Raw genomic sequence first — 21,448 nt, 5'->3', positions numbered from 1 at the left:
TCAACTCGAACGTGACGCAGCCCACATATGATTCCCGCAAGATTGCAGAGGAATCGTTGTGGCGCCGCCGCATCAGTCATGGGCCCGGTCACCGCGGAGCCGCGAGCCGCAGGTCGACCCACTGCGCCGTCCCGCCGTCGAGCACGTACCGCTCGACCTCGACGAAGCCGTGCGCCCGCGCGAACCGCAGGCCGTCCTCGTTGACGGCCAGCACGCACGTCTCCACCACCCGGGCGCCGAGCACGCGCGCGTGGGCGAGCGCCGTGGCGTACAGGGCGGCGCCGTGCCCGCGCCTCCGGTACTCGGGCAGCACGCGCGCGATGACGGTCGCCACCGCCTCCTCGCCCTCGGGCGGCCGCACGGTCGAGCAGCCGACGAGGACGTCACCGACGTAGGCGTTCTCCAGCCGGTAGCGGCCCGCCCGCTCACGCACCTCGTCGAGGGACAGGGCGGCCGGCGGCACGATCGTGTTGTGCACCTGCCGCCACTGCTCGAGCATGCCCTCACCGACGACGGGCCCGGTACGCAGACGAAGATCAGTCACACGAGCAGAAAACCGCTTCCCGATCCGCCGGGTCAACATCCGAGAAAAACACTTGAGCGACCGGGGACGGTTTCCTAGGGTGTTGCGTACCGAAGGAAAGGAGGTGGTCCGCAGCATGTATGCACACCGGACGTCGGAGGTGGCTGCGGGCTAGGCCCGTCGCCCACTGAGTGCGGTGCCGGACCGGCGTGTGTGAGTTGCACGCAACCGGCCAATTCAACGCAGTCACCCGACCCGCGAGTCGCCGGTACGTCCGGCCGGCCCTCCTGACGAGGACCAGACTCGCGGGTCGCCTGCTTTTCCGGGCCCACCCGCAGGATTCACGGGGCGTGACCCGCACCACGCACGAATCTTTCGCCAGGCAGTACCCTGGGCGCATGCTTTCGCTCGTTCGACGCCGCCACGTGGACTACGTCCGCGTCACGAGCATGGGCTGTCGACGCTCCCGCTGAGCCTCCGGCCCCTTCGCGGTTTCCCACCGCCTGCGTTGCTCCCTTCCCGCCCACTTGGCACCCGTGCGCCGCCCCACCCACCGCGGCGGCCGGGCCCCCGTACACCTGCGGACGTACCATGACGAACCCGTCGTACCAGCAACTGCCGATCATCGATCTCTCCGCGGCCGACCGCGGTCCCCAGGCGCGGGCGCTGCTGCACGCACAGCTGCACAGCGCCGCGCACGACGTGGGGTTCTTCCAGCTGGTCGGGCATGGGGTCGGCGACCGGGAGACCGAGGATCTGCTGTCCGCCATGCGGGCCTTCTTCGCCCTGCCGGAGGCCGAACGGCTCGCGATCGACAACGTGAACTCGCCGCACTTCCGCGGGTACACCCGCACCGGTGACGAGCGGACCGGCGGCCGGCAGGACTGGCGGGACCAGCTCGACATCGGGGCCGAGCGCCCCGCGCGGACACCGGGTCCGGGTGAGCCCGCCTACTGGTGGCTGGAAGGGCCCAACCAGTGGCCGGCCGGGCTTCCCGCGCTGCGGGCCGCCGCGCTCGCCTGGATCGAGCGGCTGAGCGCCGTCGCCGAGAAGCTGCTGCACGAGCTGCTCGCCTCCATCGGGGCGCCCGTCGGCTTCTACGACCCGGTCTTCGGAGAACGCGCGCATCCGCATCTGAAGCTCGTGCGGTACCCCGGGAGCGCGGGCGACGGAGCCGGCCAGGGGGTCGGGGCACACAAGGACTACGGCTTTCTGACGCTGCTGCTCCAGGACCAGGTCGGCGGGCTCCAGGTGCAGCGCGCGGACGGCCTGTTCCATGACGTCCCGCCGCTGCCGGGCGCCTTCGTCGTCAACCTGGGCGAGCTCCTCGAGGTGGCGACCGACGGCTACCTCGTGGCCACCAACCACCGGGTCGTGTCGCCGCCGAGTGCCGTCGAACGGTTCTCCGTGCCGTTCTTCTACAACCCGCGGCTGGACGCCCGCGTCGAGCCGCTGCCCTTCCCGCACGCCTCCGCCGCACCCGGCGTGACCGACGACCCGGCCAACCCGCTCTTCGCCGAGTACGGCTTCAACGAACTGAAGGGCAAGCTGCGGGCCCACCCGCTGGTGGCCGAGCGGCATCACGCGGAGCTGCTCAGCCCCGCGTGACGCCGACACCGTGCCGCCGCGTGCCGCCTAACCGCTGATGGTCCCGTAGCCCTCGATCTCCTGGGGGTTGCGGGAGCCCGGGCCGATGTAGCGGGCCGAGGGGCGGACCAGGCGGCCGGTGCGCTTCTGCTCCAGGATGTGCGCCGACCAGCCCGCCGTGCGGGCACAGGTGAACATCGAGGTGAACATGTGCGCCGGGACCTCGGCGAAGTCCAGGACGATCGCCGCCCAGAACTCGACGTTCGTCGCCAGGACCCGGTCGGGGCGGCGGGCGTGCAGTTCCGCGAGGGCCGCCTTCTCCAGGGCTTCGGCGATCTCGAAGCGGGGCGCGCCCAGCTCGCGGGCCGTACGGCGCAGCACACGCGCGCGTGGGTCCTCGGCGCGGTAGACGCGGTGACCGAAGCCCATCAGCCGCTCACCCTTGTCGAGGGCCTGTTTGACGTACGCCTCCGCGTCCCCGGTCCGTTCGATCTCCTCGATCATGCCGAGGACGCGGGAGGGGGCGCCGCCGTGCAGCGGGCCCGACATGGCTCCCACCGCTCCGGACAGGGCGGCGGCGACGTCGGCGCCCGTGGACGCGATCACGCGGGCGGTGAACGTGGACGCGTTCATGCCGTGTTCGGCCGCCGACGTCCAGTAGGCGTCGACCGCGGCCACGTGCTTGGGGTCCGGCTCGCCGCGCCAGCGGATCATGAACCGCTCCACGACGGACTGCGCCTTGTCGATCTCCCGCTGCGGGACCATCGGACGACCCTGGCCGCGCGCGGACTGGGCGACGTACGAGAGGGCCATGACCGCGGCGCGCGCGAGGTCCGCGCGGGCCTGCTCGGCATCGATGTCGAGGAGCGGCTTGAGGCCCCAGACGGGCGCCAGCATGGCGAGCGCGGACTGCACGTCGACACGGATGTCGCCGGAGTGGACGGGGATCGGGAACGGTTCGGCGGGCGGCAGACCGGGGTTGAAGGCGCCGTCGACGAGCAGGCCCCAGACGTTGCCGAAGGAGACGTGGCCGACGAGGTCCTCGATGTCGACGCCCCGGTACCGCAGGGCGCCGCCTTCCTTGTCGGGTTCGGCGATCTCCGTCTCGAACGCGACGACTCCTTCGAGTCCGGGTACGAAGTCGGACATCAGGCGGCTCCTCGTGATGTGTGCGACGGGATGTGTCGACGGGATCGGGCGGTGGGATCGGGCGGTGCGACGTGAACGGTGGACCGGAACCGTGGGCTGTGCGCCCTGGGCGGTGACCGTGGCGGTCGGGTGAGAGTGGCTGGTTGTGGACTGCGGCGGTGACTGTGGCTGTGGCTCTTGGCGGTTCGCTGTGGGCGGTTGGCTGTGGGTCGTGTGCGACGGCGTGTGTGCGGCGGATGGCGCCGGCGGATCCGCGGCCTGTGCACCTCGCGTGCGGGGATTCGCGGTCCTGGGCGGTCACCCCGGTGATGCCCCGTGCGGCCGTCGGTCACCCGGCCGGCACCCCGCCGGACGGGACGGCGACGGGTGCCTCTGCACCATATCCCCGAGTGCCACCTTTGGGGAGTGGTTGCGGCACTCAGTGCCACCCATGGTGGGCCAGTCTTCGTCGGGTGGCCATACGGCAAGATGACGACGTGACCGACGAAGACGCCGTCTCCCCCGGCCCCGCCCCCGATCCCGCCGCCATGCGCAAGCAGTACCGGGCCGAGGGGCTCTCCGAGAGCCAACTGGCCGCGACGCCGGTGGAGCAGTTCGCGCTCTGGTTCAAGGACGCGGCCGTCGAGGCCCATCTCTTCGAGCCGAACGCCATGGTCGTCTCCACCGCGGACGCGGAGGGCCGGCCCGGCTCCCGCACGGTGCTGCTGAAGCACTTCGACGAACAGGGCTTCGTCTTCTACACCAACTACGACTCCCGCAAGGCCCGCGACCTCGCCGAGAACCCGCACGTCTCGCTGCTGTTCCCCTGGCATCCGATGGCCCGGCAGGTCATCGTGCGGGGCGTGGCCCGGCGTACCGGGCGCGACGAGACCGCCGCGTACTTCAGGACCCGGCCGCACGGCTCCCAGCTCGGCGCCTGGGCCAGCGTCCAGTCCTCGGTGATCGACTCGCGCGCCGGTCTCGACGCCTCCTACGCCGAGCTGGCGGCCCGCTACCCGGAGGGCGAGCAGGTGCCGGTGCCGCCGCACTGGGGTGGTTTCCGGGTGGCACCGCAGTCGGTGGAGTTCTGGCAGGGCCGTCTGAACCGCTTGCACGACCGGCTGCGGTACGTGGCGCAGGCGGACGGAAGCTGGCGGGTGGAGCGGCTCAGCCCCTGAGGCGGCGTCCTCGCCGGACGTCGATTCCGGGTGCCTTCGGCCACGGCCCCGGGTTCAGCCCAGCGCGTCGTCCAGGAGGCCCGCCCACTGGGCCACCACGCGTTCGCGGCGCGCTCCGTCGTCGGTGAGGAGGTTGGCGAGGCCGAGGCCGCGGGCCATGTCCAGCAGGCCCTGGACGGTTTCCCGGACGCCGGGCGCGGACTCGTCGGCGCCCAGGAGCTCCACGGCTATGCGGTGGCTCTCGCGGCCCACGCGGGCTTCCAGCTCGGTCACCCGGGGGCGCAGTTGCTCCTCGTCGGAGGCGGCCACCCACAGGTGCAGGGCGGCACGGAAGAGAGGGCCGGTGTAGAGGCCCACGAGGGCGGAGACGACCGCTCGCCGGTCGCCCGCCGCGCCTTGCGGGAACAGTGCGCGCAGCGCGTCCGAGCGTTCTTCGGCGACGTACTCGACGGCCGCGGTGAACAGGTCCTCCCGGGTGGGGAAGTGGTGCTGGGCCGCGCCCCTGGAGACGCCCGCGCGCTCGGCGACGACGGAGACCGTGGAACCCGCCCAGCCGCGCTCGGCGAGACAGGCCACTGCGGCCGCCAGCAGCCGCTGCCGGGTGGCCCGGCTGCGGTCCTGCTTGGGAGCACGGTCACCAGGTCCGCGCTCCCCCGGGCCACCGTCACCCGATCCGCGGCCACCCGGACCGCGCCCGCCGGGGACGCGGTCGTCCGTGGTCACAGCACCCATGGAGGATCCCGTCGCTCGAGGAAGGCCGTCAGTCCCTCGCGGGCGTCGGGGGCGGCGAACAACGAGGCCGAGAGCCTGGTCAGCTCGCCCGCGCCCTCGACGAGGGTCTCCAGCACCTTAGCCGTGAGCAACTCCTTCGTCCTGGTCAGGGCCGTGGGCGCGGCCCGGCGCAGGCCGTCGAGCACGGGCGCGAGGGCCTCGTCCAGGTCGGCGTCGCCCGCGGACTGGGTGACGAGGCCGATACGGGCCGCCTCGGCCGCGCCGAAGGTCTCGCCGGTGAGGCAGTAGCGGGCGAGGGCGCGTGGGTCGACGCGGGGCAGCAGCGGCAGCGAGATGACGGCGGGCGCGACCCCGATGCGCACCTCCGTGAAGGCGAAGGTCGCCGTCCCGGACGCGAACGCGATGTCACAGGCGCCCAGCACGCCCAGACCGCCCGCCCGCACGTGCCCGGCGACACGGGCCACCACGGGCTTGCGCAGTTCGAGGATCCGCTGGAGCAGTCCCGGCACCGCCCGGGGCGGCGGGGGGTCCTTGAGGTCCGCGCCGGCGCTGAAGGTGTTGCCGGTGTGGGTGAGGACGACGGCGCGTACGTCGTCGTCCTTGTCGCACTCCCCGAGGGCGTCGGTCAGCTCGCTCACCAGGGCACGCGAGAGGGCGTTCCGGGTGGCGGGCGAGTCGAGGCTGAGGGTCTCGATCCCCCGGACGCGGGTCCGTCCGACCAGGGTGGCCGTCATGCGCGCTCCCTCAGCTCGCGGCGCAGGATCTTTCCGGACGCGGCGCGCGGTACGGCGTCGACGAAGGTGACCCGGCGGACGCGCTTGTAGGGGGCGACCCGTTCGGCGACGTACATGGCGACCTCGCCCTCGGAGAGGTCGGGTGTCGTGGGCTGACGGACCACGTGCGCGTGCGGCACCTCGTTGCCGTCGTCGTCGTAGAAGCCGATGACGGCCGCGTCCGCTATACCGGGGTGGGTGAGCAGGAGGGCCTCCAGTTCGGCGGGGGCCACCTGGAAGCCCTTGTACTTGATCAGTTCCTTGACCCGGTCGACGACGAACAGCCAGCCGTCGGCGTCGACCCGTCCGACGTCACCGGTGTGCAGCCAGCCGTCGGCGTCGATCATGTCGGCGGTGGCGTCGGGGCGGCCCAGATAGCCCTTCATGATCTGTGGCCCCCGGATGAGGATCTCGCCGGCCTCGCCGACGCCGAGGTCCTTGTCGGGGTCGTCCAGGGAGACGATCCGCATCTCGGTGCCGGCGATGAGTTTGCCGACGGTGCCGGCGGGGGCCTCGCGCATGGAGTCGAGCGGGACGACATGCGTGCCCGGGGAGAGTTCCGTCATGCCGTACGCCTGACCGACCGGGGGCAGGTTCAGGCGGTCGGCGCAGGCAGTGGCGAGGCCGGCGTCCAGGGGCGCGGCCGCGCTGACGACGTACCGCAGGGAGGACAGGTCGTACTGGGCGACCGCCGGGTGCTTGGCGAGGGCGAGGACGATGGGCGGGGCGACGTACAGGCCGGTGATGCGGTGGTTCTGGATGGCCGCGAGGAACGTCTCCAGGTCGAAGCGGGGCAGCACGACGACGGTGGCGCCCTGTCGCAGGGGCGCGTTCATCAGGGCGGTCAGGCCGTAGATGTGGAAGAACGGCAGCACGGCGAGGATGCGGTCGCCGGGGCCCGCGGACATCACGGACCGGAGCTGGGCGAGGTTGGTGGCGATCTGCCGGTGCGTGAGCATCACGCCCTTGGGGACGCCGGTGGTGCCGGACGAGTACGGCAGGGCCGCCACGTCCTCCACGGGGTCGATGTCCACCTGTGGCTCGGGTGCGGCCGAGGCGAGCATGTCGATGAGTGAGCGGTGCCCGGTCGCGGTGTCGCAGACGAAGATCTCCTTCACGCCGCCCGCGAGTTCGGCGGCCCGCCGGGCCGTCTGGAGCAGCGGTGAGACGGTGACGATCCACCGGGCGGCGCAGTCGCCGAGCTGCTTGGCGAACTCCTCGGCGGTGGCCAGCGGGTGCACGGTGGTGACGGTGGCGCCCGCGCGTGTCGCCGCGTAGAAGGCGAGGGGGAACGCGACGGTGTTGGGGCTGTGCAGGGCCAGCACGTCGCCCTTGCGGACCCCGGCCTCGGCGAGCGCGGCGGCGACCCGGCGGTGGAACCGGTCCACCTGGTCGTACGTGAGGGTGGTGCCGTCCGTGCCGTCGACGAGGGCCGGTAGTTCGCCGAACTCGGCGGCACGGCCCAGCACGGCTTCGTGGATGGGGAGTTCTACGGGCGGGACGTCCGGGAACCCGCTGCGGAACATGGTTCCTCCTCGCGCGCCGGGCACGACCGCGTACCGGTCGGGCGTTTCGGGCCGTTCGGCCGTTCAGGCGGTTCAGTACGACTTGGGCAGGCCCAGGGTCTGGTGGGAGACGTAGTTGAGAATCATCTCCCGGCTCACCGGGGCGATGCGAGCCACCCGGGAGGCGGTGATCAGCCTGGCGAGACCGAACTCGCGTGTGAGGCCGTTGCCGCCGAGGGTGTGCACGGACTGGTCGACCGCCTTCACACAGGCCTCCCCGGCCGCGTACTTGGCCATGTTGGCGGCCTCGCCCGCTCCGGCGTCGTCCCCCGCGTCGTACAGGTGGGCCGCCTTCTGCATCATCAGGCGGGCCAGTTCGAGGTCGATGTGGGCCTGTGCGAGGGGATGCGCGATGGCCTGGTGGGCGCCGATCGGGGCCTTCCACACGGTGCGCTCACGGGCGTACTCGATCGCGCGGGAGAGCGCGTGGCGGCCCATGCCGATCGCGAAGGCGGCCGTCATGATGCGTTCGGGGTTGAGACCGGCGAAGAGTTGCAGCAGGCCCGCGTCCTCGTCGCCCACGAGGGCCTGCGGCGGGAGCCGCACGTCGTCCAGGACGAGTTCGAACTGCTTCTCCACGCTGTGCAGTTCCATGTCGATGGCGCGGCGGGTGAAGCCGGGTGCGTCACGGGGGACGATGAACAGGCAGGGCTTGAGGCTGCCCGTCCGGGCGTCCTCGGTGCGGCCGACGATCAGGGTGGCGTCGGCGATGTCCACGCCGGAGACGAAGACCTTGCGGCCGGTCAGGAGCCAGTCGCCGGAGGCGGGGTCGCGGCGGGCCGTGGTGGTGATGCGGTGGCTGTTGGATCCGGCGTCGGGCTCGGTGATGCCGAAGGCCATGAGGCGGGAGCCGTCGGCGAGGGCGGGGAGCCAGTCGCGCTTCTGTTCCTCGGTGCCGAAGCGGGCGATCACCGTGCCGCAGATCGCGGGGGACACGATCATCATGAGGAGGGGGTTGCCCGCGGCGCCCAGCTCTTCGAGGACGAGGGAGAGCTCTGTGATGCCGCCGCCACCGCCGCCGTACTCCTCCGGCAGGTTGACGCCGATGTAGCCGAGCTTGGCGGCGGCCTGCCACAGGCCCTGTGCGTCGGTCTGCGTCCTGGCGAAGGACGACACCGCCGCGCGGAGCGCCTTGTGCTCATCGGATTCGATCAGCGTGCTCAATGTGACTCCTCCGTCTGCGGGTTGGTCCTTGCCGGTCGCGCTCACGCCGCGGAGCCGCATGTCGATGCGGTCCCGCGCCGGTCAAGGCCGGCTGCTCTCCACCACCGCGAGCAGCGTGCCGACCTCTACCTGCTGTCCTGGCGTCACCGGCAACGACGTCACGGTCCCGTCCGCCGGGGCCGAGATGACGTGTTGCATCTTCATCGCTTCGAGCCACAGCAGCGGTTCACCGGTCCGGACACTCGATCCGGTGATCAGCCCGTCCGCGAGCTTGACGACCGTGCCGGGCATCGGCGCGAGCAGGGAGCCGGGGGCGTGCTGGGCCTCCGGGTCGGGGAAGCGCGGCAGCGCGGTGAGGACGTCGCCGTTGACGTGGACCCGGTCGCCGTAGCGGGCGACCTCGAAGCGGCGCCGTACGCCGTCGGCCTCCAGGACGACCAGCGCCGGGTCCGCGTGTACGACCTGGACGCCCTCGGCGGTGAGACCGGTCCGCGTGTGGTGGTAGTGGACCTCGTGTTCCTCACCGCCCAGCGCGTAGCGCCTGACCTGTGGTTGCGAGGGCAGGTTGCGCCAGCCGCCGAAGCGGGAGCGGCCGGGTCCGGACGCCTCTGCGAGGGCCGCCGCGAGCGGGGCGTACGGGTCGTGGGCGGGTTCGGTGAGCAGGCTCAGGTGGCGGTCGTAGAAGCCGGTGTCCATGCGGGCCGAGGTGAACTCCTCGTGGCGCAGGGAGCGGACGAGGAGGTCGCGGTTGGTGGTGGGGCCGTGGATCGCCGACCGCTCCAGGGCGCCCGCCAGCCTGCGGATCGCCTCCGCGCGCGTGGGGGCGTACGCGACGACCTTGGCGAGCATCGGGTCGTAGTGGACGCCGACCGGATCGCCGTCCTCGAACCCGGTGTCCAGGCGGACGCCCGCCGGGACGGCCAGGCGGTGCAGGGTGCCGGTCTGCGGGGTCCAGTCGTTCGCCGGGTCCTCGGCGTAGAGGCGGGCCTCGACGGCGTGGCCACGCGCGCGTGGGGGCTCGGGGGCCAGTGCGGCGCCTTCCGCGACACGGATCTGCTCCGCCACCAGGTCCAGGCCGAAGACCGCCTCCGTGACGGGGTGTTCGACCTGGAGGCGGGTGTTCATCTCCAGGAAGTGCGCCCGGCCGTCGGCGACCAGGAACTCGACGGTGCCCGCGCCGACGTAGTCCACGGCCCGGGCGGCGCGTACGGCCAGGGCGCGCAGTTCCTCGGTCAGGTCCTCCGGCAGTCCGGGGGCGGGCGCCTCCTCGACGACCTTCTGGTGCCGGCGCTGGAGCGAGCAGTCCCGGGTGCCCAGCGCCCACACGGTGCCGTGGGTGTCCGCGAGGATCTGCACCTCGACATGGCGGCCGTTCTCGACGTAGGGCTCGACGAACACCTCGCCGTCGCCGAAGGCGCTCGCGGCCTCGGCCCGGGCGCCTTCCAGCGCGGCGGGCAGGTCCTCCCGACGGCGCACGACGCGCATCCCCCGCCCGCCGCCGCCCGCGGCCGCCTTCACCAGCACCGGCAGGTCGGACTCCCGGACCTCGTCCGAGGCGAGCGGCTCGAGTCCCATGAGGCGCTTGGCGCGGGTCTTGGACGCCATCGCCTCGATCGCCCCGGGCGGCGGGCCGATCCAGACGAGGCCCGCGTCCAGGACGGCGCGTGCGAAGTCGGCGCTCTCGGAGAGGAAGCCGTAGCCGGGGTGCACGGCGTCCGCGCCGGCCGCGACGGCGGCCTTCACGATCAGGTCGCCGCGCAGATACGTCTCGGCGGGCGCCGCTCCCGGCAGTCGTACCGCCGTGTCGGCCACACGCGCGTGGAGCGCGTCGGCGTCGGCGTCCGAGTGCACGGCGACAGTGCGGATGCCCGCCTCGCGGCAGGTGCGGAAGACGCGGCAGGCGATCTCGCCGCGGTTGGCCACCAGTACGGAAGTAATCATGAGTCTCACATCCGGAAGACGCCGAAGCCGCCCCGCGCACCCTCGTAGGGCGCGGTGTGGACGGCCGACAGGCACAGGCCGAGGACGGTGCGGGTGTCGCGCGGGTCGATGACGCCGTCGTCGTACAGCCGCCCGGACAGGAACATCGGCAGCGACTCGGACTCGATCTGCTGCTCCACCATGGCGCGCAGGGCGGCGTCGGCGTCCTCGTCGTAGGGCTGTCCCTTCGCGGTCGCCGACTGCCGGGCGACGATGGACAGGACCCCGGCGAGCTGCTGCGGGCCCATCACCGCCGACTTGGCGCTCGGCCAGGCGAAGAGGAAACGGGGGTCGTAGGCGCGCCCGCACATACCGTAGTGGCCGGCTCCGTACGAGGCGCCCATGAGGACGGACAGGTGCGGGACCCGCGAGTTGGAGACCGCGTTGATCATCATCGCGCCGTGCTTGATGATGCCGCCCTGCTCGTACTCCTTGCCGACCATGTAGCCGGTGGTGTTGTGCAGGAAGAGGAGCGGGATGTCGCGCTGGTTGGCGAGCTGGATGAACTGGGCGGCCTTCTGGGACTCCGGGCTGAAGAGAACGCCCTGGGCGTTGGCCAGGATTCCGACGGGGTAGCCGTGCAGGGACGCCCAGCCGGTGACCAGGCTCGTCCCGTAGAGGGGCTTGAACTCGTCGAAGTCGGAGGCGTCGACGAGCCGGGCGATCACCTCGCGCGGGTCGAAGGGGGTGCGCAGGTCCCCGGGGACGATGCCCAGGAGTTCGTCCTCGTCGTACTTGGGAGGGACGGCCGGTCCCGGGTCACGGTGCGCCTTGCGGTGGTTGAGGCGGGCCACCACGCGCCGGGCCTGCCGCAGCGCGTCCCGCTCGTCGACGGCGAAGTGGTCGGCGAGACCGGACACACGCGCGTGCATCTCCGCGCCGCCCAGGGACTCGTCGTCGCTCTCCTCGCCGGTGGCCATCTTCACCAGCGGTGGCCCGCCGAGGAACACCTTCGCCCGCTCCTTGACCATGATCACGTGGTCGGACATGCCCGGGACGTACGCGCCGCCGGCCGTCGAGTTCCCGAAGACGACGGCGACGGTCGGGATGCCGGCGGCGGAGAGCCGGGTCAGGTCGCGGAAGACGGCCCCGCCCGGGATGAAGATCTCCTTCTGCGACGGCAGGTCGGCCCCGCCCGACTCCACCAGGCTGATGCAGGGCAGCCGGTTGACGAGGGCGATGTCGTTGGCGCGCAGGGCCTTCTTCAGGGACCACGGGTTGCTGGCGCCGCCGCGCACGGTCGGGTCGTTGGCGGTGATCAGACACTCCACGCCCTCGACGACCCCGATGCCGGTGACGAGGGAGGCGCCCACGGCGTGGTCGCTGCCCCAGGCGGCCAGCGGCGACAGCTCCAGGAACGGCGTGTCGGGGTCGATGAGCAGCTCGATGCGCTCGCGGGCGAGGAGCTTGCCGCGCGCACGGTGCCTGGCGACGTACTTCTCCCCTCCCCCGGCCAGCGCCTTCGCGTGCTCGGTGTCGAGGTCGGCGAGCTTGGCGAGCATGGCCTCGCGGTGCGCGCGGTAGTCGGCGCCCTGGGTGTCCAGGGCGGAGGTGAGCGCCGTCACAGGAGGGCCTCCGGGATGTCCAGGTGTCGGGAGCGCAGCCATTCGCCGAGTGCCTTGGCCTGCGGGTCGAACCGGTGCTGGGCTGCGACGCCGTCGCCGAGGATGCCCTCGACGACGAAGTTCAGGGCACGCAGCCGGGGCAGGGTGTGGCGGGTGACGGCCAGTTCCCGGCTCTCGGGTACGAGCTGCCGGAACCTGTCGGTCGTCAGCTCGTGGGCGAGCCAGCGCCAGGCCTCGTCGGTGCGGGCCCACACGCCCACGTTGGCGTTGCCGCCCTTGTCGCCGCTGCGGGCGCCGGCGACCAGCCCGAGGGGTACGCGCCGCACGGGGCCGGAGGGTGGGGGCTCCGGCAGGGCCGGTTCCGCCACCTCCTCCAGTACGAGGGTGTCGGCGACCGGGGGCGCGGGCACGGACAGGCGACGGCCGTCGTCCAGGACGGCGACGTGCTCGACCTCGTCCTGCGGCACGTACGCGACCTCGAACACCCCGTAGGGGGCGCCCTTCCCGGGCGGGGCGAGGACGTGGAAGCCGGGGTAGCTCGCCAGCGCCAGTTCCACGGCGGCCCCGCTCAACGTGCGTCCCACGGCCTCCTGTTGCGGGTCGCGCACGACGAGCCGGAGCAGCGCGCTCGCGGTCTCCTCGGTGCCGGCGTCGGTCCGGTCCGTGCGGACCAGTTCCCAACGGACCTCGGCAGGACGCGACTTGAGGAACGCCTGCGCCATCTGTTCGCGCACGAGCGCGGCCTTGGCCTCGATGTCCAGGCCGGTGAGCACGAAGACGACCTCGTTGCGGAAGCCTCCGAGGCGGGTGCGGCCGACCTTGAGGGCCGGGGGCGGGGCCTCCCCGCGTACGCCGTGGATCCGTACCCGGTCGGGGCCGTCCTGAGTGAGCCGTACGGTGTCCAGGCGGGTGGTGACGTCGGGTCCCGCGTACCGGGCGCCCGTCGTCTCGTAGAGCAGCTGGGCGGTCACCGTGCCGACGTCGACGAAGCCGCCGGTGCCGGGGTGCTTGGTGATGACGCAGCTGCCGTCCTCGTGGATCTCGGCGAGCGGGAAGCCGGGCCGCCGCAGGTCGTGGCCGCCCTCGGCGAAGAAGGCGTAGTTGCCGCCGGTGGCCTGGGTGCCGCACTCCAGGACGTGTCCGACGACGACCGCGCCCGCGAGCCGGTCGTACTCCTTCGGTCCCCAGCCGAAGTGGGCGGCAGCGGGGCCGGTGACGAGCGCCGCGTCGGTCACCCGGCCGGTGACGACGATGTCCGCGCCCTCCCGCAGACACGCGGCGATGCCATGGCCCCCGAGGTAGGCGTGGGCGGTGAGGCTGCCCGGTACGGGGGCCCCTGCGCTCGCGCGGAGCCGGGAGTGCGGGACGGCGCCGAGGTCGTCGCCCTCGACGTGGGCGACCCGGGCCGGGATGCCGAGCCGGTCCGCCAACTGGCGCACGGCGTCGGCGAGTCCGGCCGGGTTGAGACCGCCGGCGTTGGTGACGACGCGCACGCCACGGTCGTGGGCGAGACCGAGGCACTCCTCGAGTTGCCGCAGGAAGGTGCGGGCGTATCCGGCGGCGGGGTCCTTGAGCCGGTCGCGGCCGAGGATCAGCATGGTCAGCTCGGCGAGGTAGTCGCCGGTGAGGACGTCGAGTTCGCCGCCGGTGAGCATCTCGCGCAGGGCGTCGAAGCGGTCGCCGTAGAACCCGGAGGCGTTGCCGATCCGCAGGACCGTCACCGGGCGCCTTCCTTCGGCGGACGGCCGCTTCCTGGCGGGCCCGCGAAGGCCTGGGCGATGTCCAGCCAGCGGTCCGCGTCGGGGCCCTCGGCGCGCAGGGCGAGGTCGGCGCGGTGGGCCCGCTGGGTGACGAGGAGACAGAAGTCGAGGGCGGGGCCGGTGACGCGGTCCGTGGCGTCCTCGGGGCCGTAGGCCCACAGCTCGCCGGACGGGCCGCGGAGTTCGACGCGGAACTCCTCGAACGGCGTGGGCAGTCCGTGCACGCCGAAGGCGAAGTCCCGGGTGCGGACGCCCAGGCGGGCGATGTGCCGGAGCCGGTCGGTGGGCGCGAGCACCTCGCCCAGCGCGTCCGCCACGTCCTGGCCGTGCGCCCAGGTCTCCATGAGCCGGGCGGTGGCCATGGAGGCGGCCGACATGGGCGGGCCGTACCAGGGGAAACGCGCTCCCGCGGGGGCCTTCCGCAGCGCCTCCGACAGGGCCTCACGTCCGGCCCGCCAGTCCGCGAGCAACCGCTCGGGGGGCTTCTTCGCCCCTTCCCGCGCACCGTTGTCCACGAAGTCCCCGGGCGCGGCCAGCGCCTTCTCGACCTCGCGGGCGAAGGCGTTCTGATCGGTCACGGCCAGTGCGGAGGAGTGGTCGGTCCAGGCGAGGTGCGCGATCTGGTGGGCGACGGTCCAGCCGGGGGCGGGCGTCGGGAGCGTCCACCGCTGCGGGCTCAACCCGGCCACCAGCCGGTCGAGTTCGTCGCTTTCGGCACGGAGGTCGTCGAGCACGGGGGTCGGGTCGGCCATGGGGTGGAGCATGGCAGCGGGCCAAGAAACAATCAAGCGTGCTTGCATTAATTTCTACGATGCCCGTGCGGGGTCGCGGCGGGTGGATCACCCGCCGCGACCAGGCGGGGTGGGCGCGTGCCGTCACGCCGGACCGACGGCCCCACCGGGCTTGGCGGAGCCGCCACGAGGCCGCCGCCAGGCCGACCGGCACCGCCGCCGAGCCTCCGACAAGCCGCGGCCGCGCGCCCGTCACCCGCCCGCCCGGCGCTCGCGTGTCCCGCTCGCGTGCTCGTCCACCCGAGGCGCCTGCGCCCCCTCGCGGGCAGCCTCGCCCCCGCTCACCCGGCGGCACCGGATCCCGCTCGCGCGGCGGCCGTGCGGGGCCGGTCACGCCTCCGGCGCAACCCTCTTCGTCGGCTTCACCTGCGTCCGGACCGCGCCCATGCTCGCCGCGACGACCAGGGCGATCGCGGCCGCCTGGACGCTGGTCAGGGCCTGGTCGAGGATGAGGAAGCCCGCTGTCGCCGCGACGGCCGGTTCCAGGCTCATCAGGATCGCGAAGGTGGAGGCCGGCAGGCGGCGCAGGGCGAGGAGTTCGAGGGTGTAGGGGAGGACCGAGGAGAGCATCGCCACCGCCGCGCCCAGGCCCAGAGTCACCGGGTCGGCCAGCTTGGCGCCCGACTCGGCGAGGCCGAGGGGCAGGAAGAGGAGCGCGCCCACCGCCATCGCCAGGGCCAGGCCGTCCGCCTTCGGGAAACGGCGGCCCGTCCGGGCGCTGAAGACGATGTACGCCGCCCACATCACTCCGGCCCCCAGCGCGAACGCGACGCCCGCCGGATCCAGGTCCCCGCCGAACCCCGCACCGCCCCCGCCCCCGCTCAGCAGGAAGACGCCCACGAGCGCCAGGCCCGCCCAGACCAGGTTCAGCGCCCGGCGTGAGGCCACGACCGACAGCGCGAGGGGTCCGAGGACCTCCAGCGTCACCGCCGCGCCCAGCGGGATGCGGTCCAGCGCCTGGTAGAAGAGACCGTTCATCGCGGCCAGCGTGACGCCGAAGACGACGACCGTGCCCCAGTCCGTGCGGGAGTGCCCGCGCAGCCGCGGCCGGCAGACCACCAGCAGCACCACCGCCGCCACCAGCAGCCGCAGCGCCACCACGCCCAGCGCGCCCGCCCTGGGCATCAGCGTCACCGCCAGCGCGCCACCGAACTGCACCGAGATCCCTCCGGCGAGCACGAGGCCGACCGGGCCGAGGGCGCCCAGGCGGCCGGTGGCGGAGGAGGGCCCGGCCGCCGTGGCGGCGGGGGCGAGCTTCGGTGTGGCGGCGGTGTCGGGGGCAGTCACGGGCGGTCCTGGGGCTCGGCTCGAGGTGCGTACATCACGCTGCACTGTCAAGTTCAGAGTAGTGGACTTCGTCAGGTGTGTGAACCCGTTATGCCTCTGTCTCGGGCTGTGAGACGTCAGCTGCCGTGCGGCGCGTGGGACCCCTCGTCGCGAAACAGCGGGCGACCGTCGGCCAGGGTCGCGGGGACGGTTCCGTACCCGCCCACGGCGGCGGGCCCGCCCACGGCGGCGGGCCGCTCGACGGCCCGTGCCTCGGCGTACGCCTGCGGGGCATACGCGTGCGGGGCGTGGACCTCGGAGGTATGCGCCTCCGCGGGCCCCGGCTCGTCGCCGGGACCGAGGCGATCCTGATCTTCGGCGAACTCACCGACAACGCCCTGCGGCAGGCATCTGCGCAGGTTTCCGATCAGCGGAAAGAGCGGAAAGAAACGACGAAATGCGGTGCGGGCCGAAATAGCGGGAGTTCCGTATGCGCTATCTGCGCGCCATGTAGAGGTCCAGCGCCCTGTGCAGCAGCTTGTTGAGCGGGAAGTCCCACTCGCCCAGGTACTCCACGGCCTGTCCGCCGGTGCCCACCTTGAAGCGGAGCAGACCGAGCAGATGGTTGGACTCCTCCAGGGTGTCGGTGATACCCCGCAGGTCGTAGACGGCGGCGCCCAGTTCGTGGGCGTCGGCCATCATGCGCCACTGCATGGCGTTGTTGGGCTGGACCTCGCGCTTGCGGCCGGTGGAGGCGCCGTAGGAGTACCAGACGTGCTCGCCGACGGTCAGCATGGTCGCCGCGGCGAGGACCTCGCCGTCGTGATGGGCGAGGTAGAGCCGCATCCGGTCGGGGTGTTCGGTGTTCAGCGCGCCCCACATGCGCTGGAAGTAGGACAGGGGGCGCGGGATGAAACGGTCCCGTTCGGCGGTCTCGGTGTACAGCCCGTAGAACGCCGGGAGGTCCTCCGCACCGCCCCGGACGACCTTCACGCCCGCCTTCTCCGCCTTCTTGATGTTGCGCCGCCACTGCTGGTTGAGGCCCCGGTGCACCTCCTCCAGCGTGCGTCCGGCGAACGGGACCTGGAAGACGTAGCGGGGCTGGCCGGCGGCGAAGCCGTCCTCTCCGCCGGGTTCGGTCTGCTGCCAGCCGGCCCGGCGCAGCCGGTCGGCGACGTCGAAGGCGCCCGGCTCGTACGAGGTCGCCTCGGCGTCCCGCAGCCGGTGGGCGCCCGGGTCGGCGATGGCCGCCTTGACCGCGTCGGCGCTCCACCGTCGTACGACGACGGGCGGGCCCATCTTGACCGTGAACGCCCCTTGCGCCTTCAGGTGCGCGAGCATCGGTTCCAGCCAGCGCTCGACCAGATCCGGCGCGTGCCAGTCGACGACCGGTCCCTCGGGCAGATACGCCAGGTACCTCTTCAGCTTCGGCAGCGGCCGGAACAGCACCAGCCCCACCCCCACGAGCGCACCCGTCCCGTCGATCCAGCCCAGGCTCTCCGCCCGCCAGTCCGGCTTCACGTCGCCCCAGGACGGGATCTGCATATGGCTGGCGGAGGGGCGGGCCGCGACGAACGCCAGATGCTCGTCACGGGTGATCGACTGGACACGCAGGCTCATACGCGGGGCTCCTTCGAGTGACGGTACGGGCCACCGACCGACCGCCGGACGACTGTTGCGGCCAGCGTAGGAGGTGCACGGCACCGCTGCCGGGTTCAGCCACGCCCGGCCCCCGCACTCACCCCACCCCCACACCCACACCTCCCACCAGCTCGCAGGCCCACCGGCTCACCGGCTCACCGGCTCACCGGCTCACCCACCGAGCACGCCCATCCGCCAGAACGCCTGCCGAGTACGCCCGTCCGCCTGCCCACCACGCCCATCCGCCGGCTCGCCCGCCGAACACGCCCATCCGCCCGCCCACCACGCCCATCCGCCGGAACGCCCGCCGACAAGCCCGCCCACCGGCGCGTCCGCCGGTCCTCATGCCTGCCCGTCCGCCGGTCCCTCCTGCCGCCCGTCCGTCGGGCGGCGCTCGGCCAGGCCCTCCGCCAGTACCTCTGCCAGGTGCCTCGCCCGGGTGCCGGCCAGCTGTTCCAGCTGGGTCCGGCAGGAGAAGCCGTCGGCCAGGACCACGGCCCCCTCCGGGGCGTCCCGCACGGCCGGCAGGAGCTGTTCTCCGGCGCAGGCCTCCGACACATCGAAGTGGCCCTTCTCGAAGCCGAAGTTGCCGGCGAGGCCGCAGCACCCGCCGCTGAGGCCGCCGGTGAGACCCGCGGCCTCGCGCAGCCGGCGCTCGGCCGCGTCGCCCAGGACCGCGTGCTGGTGACAGTGGGTCTGGCCGACCGCCGGACGGTCCAGGCGGGGTGGAGTCCAGTCGGGCGCGTGGCGCTCCAGGGCCTCCGCGAAGGTCAGGACGCGGGCGGCGAGGCGGGCCGCGCGCGGGTCGTCGTGCAGCAGCTCGGGCAGGTCGGTGCGCAGGGCGGCCGCGCAGCTCGGCTCCAGGACGACGACCGGCGCGGCCGTCTCCAGCACCGGTTCCATCAGGTCGAGCGTGCGGCGCAGCACCACGCGCGCGTGGTCGAGCTGGCCGGTGGAGACGTACGTCAGCCCGCAGCAGACCCGGCCACGACGGGCGGTCAGCAGCGCCGCCGCGCTCCTCGATCGGCCGTCGGCCACCGGGCGGCCCCGCATCCGCAGGGTCGGCGGGAGCGCCACCCGCAGCCCCGCCGCCTCCAGGACCCGCACGGCGGCCCGGCCCACGGACGGCGACAGGTGCTCCGTGAAGGTGTCGGGCCACAGCACCACCAGCTCACCGGCTTGCCCGGCCCCGAAGCCGGGCAGACCGGACCCGGAACCAGACCCGGAGTCGGACCCGGACCCGGAACCAGACCCGGAGTCGGACCCGGAGTCGGACCCGGAGTCGGACCCGGACCCGGACCCGGAGTCGGACCCGGAGTCGGTGACCGGACCGGGAACGGGTTCGGGCTCGGGGCCAGGAGCGGCGTCGGCGCCGGACCCGGGGGCGGGCTCGGGGAGGGGGCCGGGCTCAGCCCCGGGGACCGGCTCCCGGACGGCCCCTGACCGCCTGCCCGGGCCGGGCCCGGAAGCGGGCCCCTTGGCGGGATCCGGGGCCGAACCCCGGCCGGACCCGGGGGCCGCCCCGGGGGTGGCCGCCCTCTCCCGCCACCAGCCGCTGAACGTCTGCCGTGCCAGCGGTGGGATGTCGCGCTCCGCCGCGATTCCGGCGAGCCGCTTGGCAACGGTCGCCAGGGGGCCCGCCGAGGCGAGCGTGTTGAGCAGGGCGGCCGCCCGCAACCGGCTCGCCCAGCGCAGCCACACCGGCAGCCGGCCCATGCTGTAGTGCGCGGCCGGACGGCGGCGCCCGGCGTAGTGGTGGTGCAGGAACTCCGCCTTGTAGGTGGCCATGTCGACCTCCACGGGGCAGTCGGAGCGGCAGCCCTTGCAGGACAGGCACAGGTCCAGCGCGTCCCGGACCTCGGTGGAGCGCCAGCCGTCGGTCACCAGCTCACCGGCCAGCATCTCGTGCAGCAGACGGGCGCGCCCACGCGTGGAGTGCTCCTCCCGGCCCGTGGCGCGGAAGGACGGGCACATCACCCCCGCCCCGGGCGCCGCCCCCGGCCCCGCTCCCGACGCGGTCGCCGTACGGCACTTCGCGACGCCCACGCAGCGCCGCACCGCCGCCGAGAAGTCACCGCCGTCGGACGGGTAGCCGAAGGCCACGTCGACCGGCTCGCGCGGGAGGACGGTGAAGCGCAGGTCGGCGTCGAGAGGAGCGGGGCGCACCAGCATCCCGGGGTTGAGAAGGTCGTCCGGGTCCCAGACCGCCTTGGCCCGTTCGAAGAGCGCGACCATGTCCTGCCCGTACATCGTGGGCAGCAGCTCGGCCCGGGCCTGTCCGTCGCCGTGCTCTCCGGAGAGGGAGCCGCCGTGCGACACGACCAGCGCGGCCAGTTCCTCGGAGAAACGACGGAAGCGGGCGATCCCGGCGCCCGTCAGCAGGTCGAAGTCGATGCGGACGTGGATGCAGCCGTCCCCGAAGTGCCCGTACGGCGTGCCGCGCAGGCCGTGATCCGTGAGCAGCCGCCGGAAGTCGCGCAGATACGCGCCGAGCCGGGCCGGCGGCACCGCGCAGTCCTCCCAGCCGGGCCAGGCCTCCGTCCCTCGCCCGGTCCCGGAGGGCTGCGAGGTGTCCCCAGGCATACGGGTCGCCGTCCCGGCGGCGTCCTCGCGGATCCGCCACAGCGCCCGCTGCCCGGCCGGGTCCCGCACGATCCGCGCGTCCAGCACGTCCGCCGCGCGCACGATCGCCTCCGCACGCGCGCGTGCCTCGCTCTGCGAGTCGCCGCCCGTCTCCACGAACAGCCATGCCCCGCCCCGCGGCAGCCCGGCCGCCGCGCCCGACGGCACCAGGTCCGCCGCCATGCCCTCCACCGTCAGCGGCCCGAACGGCAGCAGCCCCGACGCGGTCTCGGCGGCCGCGCTCTCGTCGGCGTAGCCGAGCACCGCGAGCGCACGCGCGCGTGGCGCCTCGACGAGCCGGACGACGGCCTCCGTGAGCACACCCAGGGTGCCTTCGCTGCCGCAGAAGGAACGCGCGACGTCGGCTCCGTTCTCGGGCAGCAACGCGTCCAGCGCGTACCCCGAGATACGGCGGGGCAGCTCGGGGAAGCCGGTCCGCAGCCGGGCGAGCTCCCCGTCGACCAGTGCGCGCAGCCCGTCCGGGGCTCCCGCCCAGCCCTTCCCGAGCCGCAGCGGCCGCCCGCGCGCGGTGCGGACCTCCAGCTCGCGCACGGCGTCCGCCGTCGTGCCCCACGCCACGGAGTGCGAGCCGCACGCGTTGTTGCCGATCATCCCGCCGAGCGTGCAGCGGCTGTGGGTGGAGGGGTCGGGGCCGAAGCGCAGCCCGTGCGGGGCGGCGGCCTCCTGGAGCCGGTCGAGGACCAGCCCCGGCTGCACGACGGCCGTCCGCGCCCCTGGATCCAGGGCGACCAACCGGTTCATGTACCGGGTGAAGTCCAGCACCACCCCCATGCCCGTGGCCTGCCCCGCGACCGACGTCCCGCCGCCGCGTGCGACGACCGGGACCCCGTGTGACCGGCACACCTCCAGCACCGCCGCCACGTCGTCGGCGTCCCGGGGCGCGACGACCCCGAGCGGGACCCGCCGGTAGTTCGACGCGTCCATGGTCACCAGCGCCCGGGAGGTGACGTCGAAGCCGACGTCACCTCGGACGGCCTTGCGCAGCTCACCTTCGAGATCCGGCATGCGTCCAGCAAATCAGCCCATCGGGCGTACCCGCTCGCCCGAAGCCGGCGGTGGGGGACCGAGGACAGGCGGCCCGTGCCCACGCAGCACGGCGGGTGCGCGGCCCCGGTTCCGCCCATCGAAACGCCGTCTCACCGGACGGACCGC

Annotated in this window: 15 protein-coding genes; 2 read left to right on the top strand and 13 right to left on the bottom strand. The window is 73.4% G+C overall.

The genetic code is table 11. The features are described 5' to 3' along the window. Positions 1-88: 88 nt before the first annotated feature. Positions 89-544: a GNAT family N-acetyltransferase gene (locus tag OHS71_RS23060; protein WP_328481254.1), complete on the bottom strand. Its 456-nt coding sequence runs from the start codon at positions 542-544 to the stop codon at positions 89-91. 570 nt (positions 545-1,114) lie between these two features. Between OHS71_RS23060 and OHS71_RS23055 the strand changes: the two genes are divergently transcribed. Continuing rightward, positions 1,115-2,131: an isopenicillin N synthase family dioxygenase gene (locus tag OHS71_RS23055; RefSeq protein ID WP_328481253.1), complete on the top strand. Its 1,017-nt coding sequence runs from the start codon at positions 1,115-1,117 to the stop codon at positions 2,129-2,131. 27 nt (positions 2,132-2,158) lie between these two features. Here the strand turns inward: OHS71_RS23055 and OHS71_RS23050 are convergent, their stop codons facing one another. Beyond that, complete coding sequence (locus OHS71_RS23050; protein ID WP_328481252.1) at positions 2,159-3,259, bottom strand: citrate synthase 2; 1,101 nt, start codon at positions 3,257-3,259, stop codon at positions 2,159-2,161. A 476-nt stretch (positions 3,260-3,735) separates the two neighbouring features. On the opposite strand from OHS71_RS23050, the gene pdxH reads away from it, so the two are divergent. Next, on the top strand, positions 3,736-4,416 hold the full coding sequence (gene pdxH / locus OHS71_RS23045) for a pyridoxamine 5'-phosphate oxidase (protein WP_443047017.1): 681 nt from the start codon (positions 3,736-3,738) through the stop codon (positions 4,414-4,416). A 54-nt stretch (positions 4,417-4,470) separates the two neighbouring features. Here pdxH and OHS71_RS23040 read toward each other — a convergent pair whose 3' ends face one another. The 11 genes from OHS71_RS23040 to OHS71_RS22990 all read right to left on the bottom strand — a co-directional run bounded on the left by OHS71_RS23040 (position 4,471) and on the right by OHS71_RS22990 (position 21,301). After that, positions 4,471-5,148 (bottom strand): TetR/AcrR family transcriptional regulator, encoded by a 678-nt coding sequence (locus tag OHS71_RS23040; protein WP_328481251.1) that lies wholly within the window; start codon positions 5,146-5,148, stop codon positions 4,471-4,473. Beyond that, positions 5,136-5,882 carry an enoyl-CoA hydratase family protein gene (locus OHS71_RS23035; RefSeq protein ID WP_328481250.1) on the bottom strand — a complete coding sequence of 249 codons (747 nt, stop codon included), beginning with the start codon at positions 5,880-5,882 and terminating at the stop codon, positions 5,136-5,138. Before OHS71_RS23035 ends, OHS71_RS23040 begins: the two co-directional genes overlap by 13 nt. Beyond that, positions 5,879-7,447, bottom strand: a complete 1,569-nt coding sequence (locus OHS71_RS23030; protein WP_328481249.1) for a 4-coumarate--CoA ligase family protein — start codon at positions 7,445-7,447, stop codon at positions 5,879-5,881. Before OHS71_RS23030 ends, OHS71_RS23035 begins: the two co-directional genes overlap by 4 nt. 72 nt (positions 7,448-7,519) lie before the next feature. Beyond that, a complete protein-coding gene (locus OHS71_RS23025; protein WP_328481248.1) occupies positions 7,520-8,650 on the bottom strand; it encodes an acyl-CoA dehydrogenase family protein in 1,131 nt (376 codons plus the stop codon). A gap of 81 nt (positions 8,651-8,731) precedes the next feature. Then, complete coding sequence (locus OHS71_RS23020) at positions 8,732-10,591, bottom strand: acetyl/propionyl/methylcrotonyl-CoA carboxylase subunit alpha (RefSeq protein ID WP_328481247.1); 1,860 nt, start codon at positions 10,589-10,591, stop codon at positions 8,732-8,734. Positions 10,592-10,596: 5 nt separating this feature from the next. Further along, positions 10,597-12,237: an acyl-CoA carboxylase subunit beta gene (locus OHS71_RS23015; protein WP_443047016.1), complete on the bottom strand. Its 1,641-nt coding sequence runs from the start codon at positions 12,235-12,237 to the stop codon at positions 10,597-10,599. After that, entirely contained in the window at positions 12,192-13,916 is a 1,725-nt protein-coding gene (locus tag OHS71_RS23010; protein WP_328481245.1) for an acyclic terpene utilization AtuA family protein, read from the bottom strand. Before OHS71_RS23010 ends, OHS71_RS23015 begins: the two co-directional genes overlap by 46 nt. Beyond that, entirely contained in the window at positions 13,913-14,707 is a 795-nt protein-coding gene (locus OHS71_RS23005) for a TIGR03084 family metal-binding protein (RefSeq protein WP_328481244.1), read from the bottom strand. Before OHS71_RS23005 ends, OHS71_RS23010 begins: the two co-directional genes overlap by 4 nt. A gap of 369 nt (positions 14,708-15,076) precedes the next feature. Then, complete coding sequence (locus OHS71_RS23000) at positions 15,077-16,033, bottom strand: EamA family transporter (RefSeq protein ID WP_328481243.1); 957 nt, start codon at positions 16,031-16,033, stop codon at positions 15,077-15,079. Positions 16,034-16,507: 474 nt separating this feature from the next. Continuing rightward, on the bottom strand, positions 16,508-17,632 hold the full coding sequence (locus OHS71_RS22995; RefSeq protein WP_328481242.1) for a lipid II:glycine glycyltransferase FemX: 1,125 nt from the start codon (positions 17,630-17,632) through the stop codon (positions 16,508-16,510). Positions 17,633-17,995: 363 nt separating this feature from the next. Continuing rightward, the gene (locus tag OHS71_RS22990) at positions 17,996-21,301 is read right to left on the bottom strand and encodes an FAD-binding and (Fe-S)-binding domain-containing protein (protein WP_328481241.1); all 3,306 of its coding nucleotides are present in this window, start codon (positions 21,299-21,301) and stop codon (positions 17,996-17,998) included. Between the last annotated feature and the right edge of the window lie 147 nt (positions 21,302-21,448).

The sequence above is a fragment of the Streptomyces sp. NBC_00377 genome (assembly GCF_036075115.1).
GTDB lineage: Bacteria > Actinomycetota > Actinomycetes > Streptomycetales > Streptomycetaceae > Streptomyces.
This window is presented reverse-complemented; position numbering and strand designations above follow the sequence as displayed.